The following is a 13,314-nucleotide window of genomic DNA, read 5'->3' as shown; positions in this document are numbered from 1 at the left end:
CGAGTTATCATTCATGCTTCAAGCAGTGTCCGCTTCTGTGAAACACTTAGTCGCGAAGACTGAAATAGCTGCGTGAAATGTGTACTTATAATAACAGGTTTTTTATGCAAATCACTGAAAAATTAGCGAGCCCTGGTGAACATGCTTTATTTTTGCAGGGGACCGTTGGGAAATTAGAAGCTGTTTTAACTGTTCCAGAAGAAAATCATTCTGCTTTTATCGCTTTTCTGGGGCATCCTCATTCACTGCAAGGCGGTACAATGAGTAATAAAGTTGTTACCACCTTGGCGCGTACCTTTAGAGAATTAGGTATTCCTTCATTGCGCTTTAATTTTCGAGGAGTAGGTCAGTCTGAAGGAGAATATGATGCAGGACTTGGTGAAAGTGAGGATATGCTGGTTTTAGTTCGTGAATGGCAAAAGGAACAGCCGGAGAAGAAACTTATTTTTGCTGGCTTTTCTTTCGGTTCTTATGTGGCTTATCGGGCCGCATCGCAAGTCGACTCAAAATTGTTAATTACAGTGGCTCCTGCAGTACATCATTATAATTATCATGAGTTTAACCCGGCACCTTATCCCTGGCTTGTGCTACAAGGAGATGCCGACGAGGTTGTTCCTTCCAATATGGTTTTTGAGTTTGCTACTCAGGCTAATCCCGAGATCCCGGTGATTCGTTTTGTCGATACGGGCCATTTTTTTCATGGCAAACTAATCGAACTGAAAGCAAAACTCACGGAGTATATTCATTCTCAGGTTGTTTTATGACGAATGTGCTTACCCAATATGAGGCTGCAATTCATCGTGGCGAAATTGATGATGATATGTTGCAACGAGAGATATTGGCGCGGATGCAATATTTAGCTGATGAAGTAAAAAAGTCGAATTCATCTTGGTTTTATCCATTCATGAAAACCCGAGTTAAGGGTGTGTATCTTTATGGTCCTGTTGGGGTGGGAAAAACCTATTTAATTGATTTATTTTATGATTGTCTTGAGGAAAAAAAGAAAGCACGCTTTCATTTTCATCATTTTATGCAACAAATTGATTCTCAGTTAAGACGATTACAAGGACAAAAAAATCCACTTCGCAAAATCGCCAAAGAGTTGGCAAAAACAACACGACTACTTTGTTTTGATGAATTTATGGTTCATGACGTTGCCTATGCCATGATTTTAGCGGAACTGCTACAAGCTTTGATTGCGCATGGGGTTATTTTAGTTATTTCTTCGAATATACCTCCGGATGATTTGTATCGAAATGGGGTTCATAGAAAACGATTCTTACCAGCTATTGCTGCCATTAAAGAAAATTGCGAAGTATTGCATTTAAATGAGCAACGAGATTATCGCGTTGGGCGAGCTCCTTTACTCGATGCTTATTTATTTCCTTTAAATGAGCAAACGTCGTTGATCATGGAGAAACAATTTGCGCTTTTAGCCAGCGAATTTAGAGAAAATGGTTTTATCACAATACAAAATCGTGATATTCCCTATCTTAAGTGTGCCGAAAAGTCGATTTGGTTTGCTTTTGATATTTTGTGTAATTTACCTCGTAGCCAATTGGATTATTTAGAGCTTGCAGATAAATTCGACACAATTTTTTTAAGCAACATACCGTCTTTAACGGTAAATCATACGTTGCAAGCCATTATGTTCATTCACTTTATCGATGTGATGTATGACCGTGGTATCAATATTATTATTTCTGCAGAAGTTGCGCTAGACGAGTTGTATGTTGAAGGGGAAATGAAAGAAACCTACATGCGCACATTAAGTCGTTTACAGGAAATGCAGTCAGTAGATTATTTGGCACGCCATCCGAAAAGAGAACTTAAAGAGTTACTTGCTGATAATTCTTGATTATGGCAAGTACCGTAACCTGAGCCAGCAGAATCCGGGAACGCAGCAGTTTATCAATCTCGTAACCCCGGGTTTCGCTGCGCTGCACCCAGGCTACAGGTTTTTTCTGACAGGAAAAATGTATAATTTTTTTCTTAATTGAGAATGATTCTCGATTTCATTTGTGCTAAGATCAAATTTATTTCACTATTTGCTGTTAGGACATGATTAAAATTACAGAGTTAGTACCTGGTGATAGAGTACGGTTAACCGATTTTGGTACAACTGATATGCAATATAGACGCAGGCTTTTGTCTTTGGGCGTGACCTGCGGTACGGAACTTTTAGTGGTCCGCATTGCACCTTTAGGATGTCCTATACAAATTGAAGTCAGAGGAACTGCTTTAACCCTGCGTAAGGAAGAAGCGAGTCAATTGATTTTGGAGCGTATATGACTCAAGTGCTGTTAGTAGGAAACCCTAATTGTGGCAAAACCACCTTATTTAATGCATTAACCGGTGACAATCAGCGAATAGGAAATTGGCCCGGCGTTACGGTTGAGAAGAAAACCGGAGAATTCTTTGTAGGGCAACAGCGAATTGAAGTGACTGATTTGCCGGGGGTTTATTCTTTAGTAGCCAATGCCAATGGCATCAGTCAGGATGAGCACATTGCTGCTCATTCAGTTGTAACTATGGAGGCAGACTGTATTGTTAATGTGATCGACGCCTGTCATCTGGAACGTCACTTATATTTAACGACGCAAATTTTGGAGCTAGGCAAACCCGTAGTGCTGGCTCTAAATATGATGGATATTGCTCAGCAGCGTGGGATCTCTATAGATATTAATCTGTTGTCCCAACAATTGGGTTGTCCTGTTATTCCCATTCAAGCCCATAAAAAGATTGGTCTCTCGCACTTAATGCAGGCATTAACTCACCTGCCTCAAGAGCATACCCTCTGGGCACTGCCTGTGCCCAAAACGGTGCAACACACCTTAATGGCTTTGGAAGATACGTTAAGTCAAGCAGGATATAGCCAACCCCTCGCTTATTATTATGCACGCAGGCTGGCAGAGGGAGATGAGTTGTTATTAGATAAGGCACTTACCAAAGATATAACTTTACTGAGCGAAGCAGAGCCTAATCTCGATGTCTTATTAGCTGATGCCCGATATCAGAAAATACATGACATGGTAACAACCGTACAGAAAAAGCGAAGCGATGCCAGCGAGGATTTTACTGCAAAGCTTGATAAGATTATGTTGCATCGCTTTTTTGCTCTCCCTATATTTTTTGCCATGATGTATTTGATGTTTTTATTCGCGATCAACATAGGTGGCGCGTTTCAGGATTTTTTCGATATCAGCACGGATACGATATTCGTTCAAGGGACCGCTTGGTTATTGCAGCAGATTCATGCGCCCAATTGGTTGATTGCTTTATTGGCAAACGGAGTTGGTAAAGGCATAAATACTACGTTAACCTTTATCCCAGTGATTGCGGCGATGTTCTTCTTTTTGTCCTTATTGGAGACATCAGGATACATGGCCAGAGCAGCTTTTGTCGTCGATAAAGCAATGCGTATGATGGGGTTGCCCGGAAAGTCTTTTGTGCCAATGATTGTTGGTTTTGGTTGTAATGTTCCGGCAATTATGGCGGCACGAACTCTGGATTCAGAGCGTGACCGCTTACTTACGGTAATGATGAGTCCTTTTATGTCCTGTAGTGCTCGTTTGGCGATTTATGCCGTATTTGTCGCTGCTTTTTTCCCATCGGGTGGACAAAACGTAGTGTTTTCATTATACCTCGTAGGGATTTTGATGGCTGTATTAACAGGATTCCTTTTGCGCAAATCCGCTTTAAAAGGACATGCGTCCCCATTAATTTTGGAACTGCCTGCTTATCATAAGCCAACATTCAAGCGCTTATTTAAAGAAACTTTGATGCGACTGCGTTTTTTTGTGGTGCGGGCAGGAAAATTAATTGTGCCTATTTGTGTTATTTTAGGTGGTTTGAATGCCATTACTTTGGGTGGTGGGATTAACTCAGGTGAAGCCAGTACTCAATCATTGCTTTCTTTAATGGGACAATGGATTACCCCTTTATTTGCACCCATGGGAATTCATCAAGACAATTGGCCAGCAACAGTGGGCTTGTTAACGGGGATGTTGGCTAAAGAGGTAGTGGTGGGTTCGTTAAATTCACTTTATGCTCAGGTAGGGCATGTGGGAGAAATCGCTGCCGTTCATTTTGATTTTTGGGCAGGAATCAAAGCCGCTTTTTGGTCTGTGCCGCAGAATTTGGCGCAATTGGGCTCTGCTTTAGCAAATCCTGTATTGGCTAGTGCTGCGGATAGTCCAGTATCTCAATCTGTATATGGCATTATGGCACAACGTTTTGACGGTAAAATAGGTGCCTATGCTTATCTGTTGTTTGTACTTCTTTATATCCCATGTGTGTCGACAATGGCAGTAATTCGACAAGAAGCCAATAGAAAGTATATGTGGATTTCGGTGGCTTGGTCTTTTGCTGTTGCTTATGGTATAGCCGTTTTGTTTTATCAATCTGCTAAGTGGATTCAGAGTTCAGAACAAGGTGCTCTTGAAATCATTGTGTTCTTATTGGTTCTGTTTTTTGTAATTGGATTACGCCAATACAGCAAACGAAATATGCGGAGGAATAATGCTGTTGCAAATACGTGATTACATTTGCCGTCAAGGAGTCGTGAGTACTCAGCAATTGACTCGAGAGTTTCATTTGGATCTCCCTGCACTACAACCTATGCTTGATTTATGGATTGGCAAGGGAGTAATCCGAAAATGCCAGGAAAAAGCAAACTGCCAAAGTACATGCTTTAAGTGTCGTACTAACGCCCCTGAATATTATCAATACCTAGGTCTATTGAGCTAAATCAGATCCTTATGCGCATGTAGTCACATTTTTTTCGGATTTTTTACCGAAGCGCATTTAACTTTCGTGCTCATTCATTAAATTTGGGCTAATATAGACGTATAGGCTTGATTTATATGTGGTATGCAAATGGCTGATGAACCAGATTTCCCTACTACTGACGAAAATGCAGAATATCTAGAAAGTTTTGATGAGAACGCTGAGAACAGTATTGATTTGCGTAAACTGCAAATGCAAGAGGATTTAAATGATCCTATAACCTTAGTTGAGCGGGTTTATCAAATTTGGTGGCGTTGGGCTGATTTTCAACTTTATATTGTGTCTCCATATGTAGATCTTATTTCACCTCCAATCGTTATCAAGCCAGAACTAATTCAAGGAACAAATGAGTACGAATTCGTATATCCTATTCTTGATTCAGGATCAAAATTGTCGACTTCCAAAAGTGAAGAGATGTTGTCTGCTGGGATGTCCATGTATAAGCTCTATATGACCATAGAAAAAATGATTTATATCTTGGTTGAGCGTTTAAAAGACGGGGGTACTGATAAAGAAACTGAAGTGCAAGTATCTTTTGGTGGACATTTACTTCCTCAAAGAAAAGCCTTTGAATCGATTATCAATTTACCCTATAACGTTGTAGTAACTAACTTTGATCCGGGCGCATGGGGTGAACGCTATTTACAAATTGTTAAACAGAACGCAGACAAATACGGGTATCCGCTTGAAGCGCCACGTGACACTTATAAGCAACCAAGAGGCTCTTCTATGCGGCCTACTAAATAAAAGCCCTATTGAAATGAGGGCTTTCAGTTCAGAATATTAAGCAATCAAAGTTCAGCTTTTAGAGAAGGAGATTCTTCAGGCTTATCACTGTGTGCTTTAATGTAATCAACATACCCGCGTAATTCTTTATTATCACCCACAACTTTTTGTAATAATTGAACACTATCGAGTACGGCTTGATTTCTTGAGGTGTCATCATGTTCTTGTGCGGCTGCACGTTTTACTTGTGACAGGATATTTTTCACCGCTTTTACTTGAGTACTGAATAAACTACTTCCTACAAATGAATGCGCCACATAATCTTGAAGTAGGGCTTGTGTCAGTACTAAAGGATCTTTTTCTAAATTACTCTGATGTATGAGTTCACAAGATAGATAACTGGCAATTTCATGATGCCCTTCTTTTTTTGCTTCTTTCAATGCGCGTTTAATGCCATTCACATTGGGCATATTCTCTTGAGACAAATCACAAAGCTGCTTCGCCACATCAAGTTGTCCCGCTTTTACTGCCATAAAGAGTAACTCACCTGCCATTCTCCAATCAGGCTCTCGATGGCTTAATAGGGGTTTAACGTTATCCCATTGCCCGTTGGCTCCTGCCACGCGTAATAAATACCCTATGGATGCCTGAGAAGGTTGCATCTTATGTTTTTGAATATACGCAAAGACAGCAGCCCAATCGCTCTCTTTTACCTTCCCATTGGGAATTAAATTTGTCAGTTCCTCATCTAGTTGATTCTGTCGATATTCAGCATATTTTGCCAATGCAGTTGCTGCAATCTTAGGGTTGGGTTGAGGAACATTTTTTGGTAGGTTGCATAGTAAGGTAAGAATTTCTCCTTGTTTATTGATTTGTTCAATAGTTAAGTGCCCAGATTTTGTTGCATCTAATATATTTTTTATTGCTTGCTCAATGACTTTTGGTTGAATTCTCTGAATTCGCTTTATATCATTATCATTTACAATATTGTGTACGGTTTTAACAAGCCCTTTGGAGACGCAATAGATAAGTCGTGCATTTGGATCGTCAGATATTGCCATAAGTGATGCCTAAACGTAATAAATGTATGTTAATTATACAACCAAAATCACATTGATTCATTTTTTATCTTCAATTTACTAAATATTTTTTCGCGTAAAAAGATTTTTTAAAAAATAGCAGCAGTGAACGAATTTATTTGGATTAGATAGCGGTAAGTTAAGAATCCGTATCGACTTAATCTTGCGTGATAAAAACAGAGTGCTATACTTCGCATTTGTGCTTTATTTAATTAACTTTTCTCATTAAGGAAGAAACTCACAGTGAACAAAAAAAGACCCGTTAATCTGGATTTGGGTAGTTTAAAATATCCCCCTATGGCGATATCGTCTATTTTACATAGGATTTCAGGGGTGGTTTTATTTTTACTGTTACCCATAATGCTTTATATCTTTGGCCAATCAGTGCAATCAGAAGAGGCCTTTACCCAAGTGAAAAGTTTGTTGTCGCATCCTGCTTATAAGATGATAATGTGGGCATTTGGTGCAGCAATGATTTATCACTTACTTGCAGGGATTAGGCATCTTGTGATGGATATGGGGTTTGGTGAGCATCTTGATGCCGGTCGGCGTTCCGCTGTTTTAGTCATTATTCTTGCCATTATTTTGTCAATTTTTCTAGGAATCTGGATATGGTAAATAATGTCACCAGCTTAACAGGTAATGGGCTAAAAGATTGGTTGATTCAACGAGTCACCGCAGTTTATTTTGCTGTTTATTCTTTTTTTATTATTGGATTCTTGTTAACGCATCCGGAACTAGGTTTTGCACAATGGCATGCCCTTTTTTCTAATGTATTAGTTCGGATCGCGTCACTGATTGCATTGTTTGCTCTTTCATTGCATGCATGGATAGGTATTTGGACAGTGACTACAGATTATATGAAGTGTACTGCTCTGCGTTTATCAGTACAAATGTTAGTCGTTTTATGGCTCCTTAGTCAATTTGTCTGGGGCTTAATGATCCTTTGGGGGCAGTAGCATGGCAATTGCACGTAACACATTTGATGCAGTAATTATTGGTGCAGGCGGAGCGGGAATGCGTGCTGCACTGCAGATGGCAAATTCTGGTTTAAAAGTCGCACTCTTATCCAAAGTATTTCCAACGCGTTCACATACAGTATCAGCTCAAGGCGGGATTACTTGTGCATTGGGAAATGCTCATGAAGATGATTGGCGTTGGCATATGTATGATACAGTGAAAGGTGCTGATTACATTGGTGATCAGGACTCAATTGAGTATCTCTGTAAAACAGGTCCAGAAGCGGTATATGAACTCGAACACATGGGTTTACCTTTTTCGCGTATGGATAATGGAAGAATCTATCAACGTCAGTTTGGTGGCCAATCAAAAAATTTTGGTGGTGAGCAAGCAGCGCGTACTTGTGCTGCAGCAGATAGAACAGGACATGCCTTGCTGCATACACTGTATCAACAAAATTTAAAAGCAAAAACGCACGTATTTAGCGAATGGTATGCTCTTGATCTCGTTAAAGATGCTCATGGTCACATATCCGGTGTTACTGCGATGTGTATTGAAACTGGTGAAGTAGTATTTTTCCAATCCAGGGTATGTATTTTGGCAACTGGGGGCGCAGGCCGTATTTACCAATCTACAACCAATGCCTTTATTAATACTGGTGATGGTTTTGGGATGGCACTCAGAGCAGGCATTCCATTACAAGACATGGAAATGTGGCAGTTTCATCCTACCGGTATTGCTGGAGCAGGCGTTTTAGTGACTGAGGGTTGTCGCGGTGAGGGTGGTTATTTAATTAATAAAGACGGTGAACGCTTTATGGAGCGTTATGCACCGCGAGTTAAGGATCTCGCTTCTCGTGATGTGGTTGCGCGTTCCATGGCTCTTGAGATACGTGCAGGTAAAGGTTTTGATCCTAAAGGAGTTGATTACGTTAAGTTAAAACTGGATCATCTGGGAGCCGATCTCATTATGTCGCGTTTGCCAGGAATTCGTGAATTATCTATGAAATTTGCTGGAGTTGACCCAATTGTTGAGCCGATTCCAGTAGTTCCTACATGCCACTACAGTATGGGTGGAATACCAACAAATATGTATGGTCAAGTGCTTACGAAAACTAATGGTGCGGAACATATCGTAGAAGGCTTATATGCGGTAGGAGAATGTGCTTGTGTTTCTGTACATGGTGCGAACCGTTTGGGTGGTAATTCGTTACTGGACTTGGTTGTTTTTGGTCGTGCGGCGGGAATACATGTTGAAGAGTTATGGCAGTCAAATCAATTACCGGAAATGACTTATATCAGTGATGATGATATTGCTTCATCTTTGCAACGATATAATCGATGGAATAATTCAACAGATGGCGAAAGCCCTGCGGTGATTCATGATGAAATGCAACGTGTGATGCAAGAAGATTTTGGTGTATTCCGCACCGGTGAAGTGATGGCCTCTGGCTTAAAACGTTTACAGGCTTTACGTGAGCGCTTGGCCCATGCCAAATTAGAAGATAAAAGCAATGTATTTAATACAGAACGAGTCAGCGCGTTAGAGCTGGATAATTTAATGGCAACTGCATACGCTACAGCGCAGTCCGCGATTGTGCGTACTGAGAGTCGTGGCGCTCATAGCCGTGAAGATTATCCAAAACGCGATGATGAAAACTGGATTAAACACACGCTATATTTTGAGGAAGGTGAGAAGATTGATTTTCGTCCAGTTAATGCATCACCTAAGCATGTCGAGCCTTTTGCGCCGAAAGAACGCGTTTACTAACGAGGATAGATTACATGGCAGATAGTAGAAAATTGACCCTATCAATATATCGCTATAATCCTGAGGTGGATGCTAAGCCTTATATGAAAGATTATGAGTTGGAGATCCCAGCTAAAAGTGATCCTATGTTGCTCACATTACTTGAGCGTTTGAAAGCAGAGCAGGATCCCTCCATAACCTATAGACGTTCATGCCGCGAGGGGGTATGTGGTTCAGATGGTATGAATATTAATGGGACTAATGCCTTGGCGTGCATTACGCATGTGTCCCAGCTGAACACAGACAAAATAGTTGTTCGTCCTTTGCCCGCGTTTCCAGTCATTCGTGATTTGGTTGTTGATATGTCTCAATTTTATCAACAGTACGAGCGTATAGAGCCTTATTTACAAAATAATGACGTGGCACCAGCTCAAGAGCGTTTACAATCTCCGGAAGAGCGTGCGCAGCTTGATGGCTTGTATGAGTGTATTTTATGTGCGTGTTGTACCAGCTCATGTCCTTCATACTGGTGGAATCCAGAAAAATATGTCGGCCCAGCTGGATTATTACAGGCACGACGATTTTTAGCAGACAGTCGTGATACTGCAACAGCGCACCGCCTGGATAAATTACAAGATCCGTTTAGTGTGTTCCGTTGCCGAAGCATTATGAATTGTACGAGCGTTTGTCCGAAAGGTCTCAATCCAATGAAAGCAATTGCTGATATTCGCTTGCAGATGCTGACACAAGAAACCTAATGGTACTTTTGAGGTACTTGGTAAGAGCCGTTAAAATGGGCAATTCATTTTCATAAAATGAGAATTACCTTGAAAATGAGCTCGAAACCAGAATAAGGATGGATCCCCGCTTTTGCGGGGATAGCTGTTTTATCCACGGGGATGAGTGGAATAGCCAATTTAAGTAGTAACTCAGGTCCTCTATGTTAATGTTTGGGTGAATGTTTGGATTTGAGCGCAGGTTGTGAGAAAATTTTTCTAAGCAAGTGCCACATACACCAAAATGTAAGCATTGATTAGGAAAACTTTCCCGCAAGATGCGTCAAATACAATCGCTACCTGATAGGGGCTGAGTACTTACCAATTTAATGGTGGTAGTGATTAATACCCTTTGGAGAGAAAGAAAATGAGCAGTTCCGATCTGCAAAAAGAATGGGCTTCTTCCTATTTATCTGGTGGAAGTATGGCATATGTTGATAGCCTGTATGAAGATTATCTTGCTGATCCTAGTTCGGTTTCATCCGATTGGCGAGCAGTATTTAGTGCTTTACCCAAGGTTAATGGTGCTGAAAAGGAACGTTCACACAGAGAAATTCGCGATTATTTTTTGCAGAATGCAGATAAAAAAGCAATACCGGTTGTCCAATCTTCAGATAGCCAACAATTTAGAATTGCAGATTTAATTAACGCATACCGTTCATTAGGACATCATGCGGCGAAACTTGATCCTCTTGAAATGGCGGAGCGTACTCCAGTACCCGCATTGGAATTGGATTATCATCACTTATCTGATGTAGATAGAAAGCGTAAGTTTTTTGCAGGTACAACATTTAATGGCCCAGAAATGACTCTGGATGATATATACCAAGCCTTGCGCCAAACGTACTGTGGCAGTATTGGTATTGAGTACATGCACATCTCTAATACGGAAGAAGTCGAATGGCTACAAGAACGAATGGAGTCTGTTCGTGGTCGCCTTAATCTAGATGCAACAAAAAAGCTCAACCTTTTAAAGGACTTAATTGCTGCAGACGGTTTAGAACGCTATTTAGGTACCCGTTATGTGGGGCAAAAACGTTTCTCTCTTGAAGGGGGCGATTCTTTAATTCCCATGATGAAAGAAATCATTGCCTGTTCTGGACGAGATAATGTTAAGGAAGTGGTCATCGGTATGGCTCATAGAGGCCGCTTAAATGTGCTGGTTAATGTATTAGGTAAAGAGCCTAATCAGCTGTTCCAAGAGTTCGAAGGAAAAATAAAATACGAACGTACTGGTGATGTGAAATATCATTTAGGGTTTTCTTCAGATATAAAAACAGGTTCGGGTTCAGTAGTTCATTTGGCTTTGGCCTTTAATCCCTCACACTTAGAAATTATTGGGCCAGTGGTAGAAGGCTCTGTACGCTCACGTTTAGGTCGACGTAATGATCTCATTAAAAAGGAAAAAGTTGTTCCTGTGGTGATTCATGGAGATGCTGCTTTTGCGGGACAAGGCGTTGTCATGGAAACGTTTAACTTTTCTCAGGCACGCGGTTATTCTACTGGCGGTACAGTTCACATTGTGGTTAACAACCAAATAGGTTTCACTACCAGCAATCCTTTGGATGCACGTTCTACTTTATATTGTACCGATGTTGCGAAAATGGTACAGGCACCTGTTATTCACGTGAATGGTGATGATCCTGAAGCAGTTGTATTTGCGACTAACCTGGCTTTTGACTTCAGAATGAAATTTAAGCGAGATGTAGTCATTGATCTTGTTTGCTATCGACGCCATGGTCACAATGAGGCAGATGAGCCTGCAGTAACTCAACCGTCCATGTATCGAAAAATTAAATCCATGCGTCCATTACGCGAAATTTATGCCGATCAGCTGATCCAAGAAGGCATACTAAGCAGTCAGGATTCTGAAAAACTAGTTGATGCTTATCGTGATTCTTTGGATCAGGGTAAAGCAGTCGTTGATTTAGTTCATGGGGATTATGAAGGCAAATATGCTGTGGATTGGACTCCTTATGTCAATGCAAAATGGACCGATAAGGTAGATACCACAATTTCTAAAGAGAATTTAAAAAATTTAGCCAAACAATTAAATGCATTACCTAAGGGCTTTGCATTACACCCAGTAGTTCAGCGTTTATTAAGTGAACGCGATAAAATGACTGCTGGTGAATTACCGATGAACTGGGGCTACGCTGAAACGATGGCATATGCTAGTTTAGTTCAAGAAGGTTATGGCGTACGTTTATCAGGTCAGGACTCTGGAAGAGGAACTTTTGCTCATCGTCATGCGGTATTACATGATGTCGAAACGGGCGAATCATTTGTTCCTATCGAGCAAATAACTAATGAACTGAACCGACCTTTTTCGGTAATCGATTCAGTGCTTTCAGAAGAAGCAGTGTTAGCTTTTGAATATGGCTTTTCTGCCTCTGCGCCAAATTTCCTAGTACTTTGGGAGGCGCAATTTGGTGATTTTGCCAATGGTGCGCAAGTGGTTATCGATCAATTCATTAGTTCTGGCGAGCAAAAATGGGGCCGCTTATGTGGTCTAGTCATGTTATTGCCCCATGGATATGAAGGTCAAGGGCCTGAGCATTCATCTGCGCGTCTGGAACGTTACATGCAACTTTGTGCTCAGCATAATATGCAAGTATGTACACCAACTACACCAGCTCAAATATTCCATTTGTTAAGAAGACAAGTCATTCGTAATTTCAGAAAGCCATTAATTGTCATGACCCCTAAGAGTCTGTTACGCCATAAGTTAGCGGTTTCTCCTTTAGAGGATTTATTTAAAGGTAAATTCCATACTATTATTCCGGAAATTGATGTTCTGGATGCAAAAAAAGTGACAAAAGTAGTGCTGTGTTGTGGAAAAGTTTATTATGACTTGCTGCAAATGCGTCGTGATAAAGAGTTAAATCACGTTGCTATAGTCCGAATTGAGCAATTATATCCGTTTCCCAAAAAAGCACTTTCTGCGGAACTCGATAAATATCCTCAAGCCAAGAAGGTGATTTGGTGCCAAGAAGAGCCACAAAACCAGGGTGTATGGTTTTCTTCTCAGCATAATATAGTAGACTGTTTGCTTCCTGAACAAACTTTACACTATGCAGGAAGAGAGTTTGCTGCGGCACCTGCGGTAGGAAGTCCGGCGTTGCATGCCCAGCAGCAACAAGCTTTAGTAGAGCAAGCTTTATTGGACTGAATTTAAGTTTATCGTAGTCTGAGCTATGGATTTGTCTTGACCTCAGATTACAGTGTGTTAACGA

12 protein-coding genes are annotated in these 13,314 nt (G+C 40.8%); 11 read left to right on the top strand and 1 reads right to left on the bottom strand.

The features are described 5' to 3' along the window. Positions 1–104 precede the first annotated feature (104 nt). The 6 genes from BGO44_RS17895 to BGO44_RS17870 all read left to right on the top strand — a co-directional run bounded on the left by BGO44_RS17895 (position 105) and on the right by BGO44_RS17870 (position 5,535). Positions 105–764, top strand: a complete 660-nt coding sequence (locus tag BGO44_RS17895; RefSeq protein ID WP_273199293.1) for an alpha/beta hydrolase — start codon at positions 105–107, stop codon at positions 762–764. Beyond that, positions 761–1,858, top strand: a complete 1,098-nt coding sequence (gene zapE / locus BGO44_RS17890) for a cell division protein ZapE (protein ID WP_273199292.1) — start codon at positions 761–763, stop codon at positions 1,856–1,858. The genes BGO44_RS17895 and zapE overlap by 4 nt, the downstream gene beginning before the upstream one ends. Positions 1,859–2,061: 203 nt before the next feature. Further along, positions 2,062–2,292 carry a FeoA family protein gene (locus BGO44_RS17885; protein ID WP_058510575.1) on the top strand — a complete coding sequence of 77 codons (231 nt, stop codon included), beginning with the start codon at positions 2,062–2,064 and terminating at the stop codon, positions 2,290–2,292. After that, entirely contained in the window at positions 2,289–4,541 is a 2,253-nt protein-coding gene (gene feoB, locus BGO44_RS17880; RefSeq protein ID WP_273199290.1) for a Fe(2+) transporter permease subunit FeoB, read from the top strand. The genes BGO44_RS17885 and feoB overlap by 4 nt, the downstream gene beginning before the upstream one ends. Next, a complete protein-coding gene (locus BGO44_RS17875; RefSeq protein WP_273199288.1) occupies positions 4,522–4,749 on the top strand; it encodes a FeoC-like transcriptional regulator in 228 nt (75 codons plus the stop codon). The genes feoB and BGO44_RS17875 overlap by 20 nt, the downstream gene beginning before the upstream one ends. A 129-nt stretch (positions 4,750–4,878) precedes the next feature. Then, positions 4,879–5,535, top strand: a complete 657-nt coding sequence (locus BGO44_RS17870; RefSeq protein ID WP_058511692.1) for a hypothetical protein — start codon at positions 4,879–4,881, stop codon at positions 5,533–5,535. 44 nt (positions 5,536–5,579) lie between these two features. Here BGO44_RS17870 and BGO44_RS17865 read toward each other — a convergent pair whose 3' ends face one another. Further along, positions 5,580–6,575 (bottom strand): ankyrin repeat domain-containing protein, encoded by a 996-nt coding sequence (locus BGO44_RS17865; protein ID WP_058510573.1) that lies wholly within the window; start codon positions 6,573–6,575, stop codon positions 5,580–5,582. 261 nt (positions 6,576–6,836) lie between these two features. Between BGO44_RS17865 and sdhC the strand changes: the two genes are divergently transcribed. The 5 genes from sdhC to BGO44_RS17840 all read left to right on the top strand — a co-directional run bounded on the left by sdhC (position 6,837) and on the right by BGO44_RS17840 (position 13,250). After that, positions 6,837–7,211, top strand: a complete 375-nt coding sequence (gene sdhC / locus BGO44_RS17860) for a succinate dehydrogenase, cytochrome b556 subunit (RefSeq protein WP_058510572.1) — start codon at positions 6,837–6,839, stop codon at positions 7,209–7,211. Continuing rightward, positions 7,205–7,552, top strand: a complete 348-nt coding sequence (gene sdhD, locus BGO44_RS17855; RefSeq protein ID WP_058510571.1) for a succinate dehydrogenase, hydrophobic membrane anchor protein — start codon at positions 7,205–7,207, stop codon at positions 7,550–7,552. Before sdhC ends, sdhD begins: the two co-directional genes overlap by 7 nt. A gap of 1 nt (position 7,553) precedes the next feature. Then, on the top strand, positions 7,554–9,323 hold the full coding sequence (sdhA, locus tag BGO44_RS17850) for a succinate dehydrogenase flavoprotein subunit (protein WP_273199285.1): 1,770 nt from the start codon (positions 7,554–7,556) through the stop codon (positions 9,321–9,323). A gap of 14 nt (positions 9,324–9,337) precedes the next feature. Further along, on the top strand, positions 9,338–10,060 hold the full coding sequence (locus tag BGO44_RS17845) for a succinate dehydrogenase iron-sulfur subunit (RefSeq protein WP_058510569.1): 723 nt from the start codon (positions 9,338–9,340) through the stop codon (positions 10,058–10,060). Between the two features lie 385 nt (positions 10,061–10,445). Beyond that, a complete protein-coding gene (locus BGO44_RS17840) occupies positions 10,446–13,250 on the top strand; it encodes a 2-oxoglutarate dehydrogenase E1 component (RefSeq protein ID WP_273199283.1) in 2,805 nt (934 codons plus the stop codon). Positions 13,251–13,314 lie beyond the last annotated feature (64 nt).

Origin of the sequence: Legionella sp. 39-23 (assembly GCF_001897665.1) — a bacterium.
Taxonomy (GTDB): domain Bacteria; phylum Pseudomonadota; class Gammaproteobacteria; order Legionellales; family Legionellaceae; genus Legionella; species Legionella steelei.
Note: the sequence above shows the minus strand (reverse complement) of the source record. Positions and strands in the feature narration are given on the sequence as shown.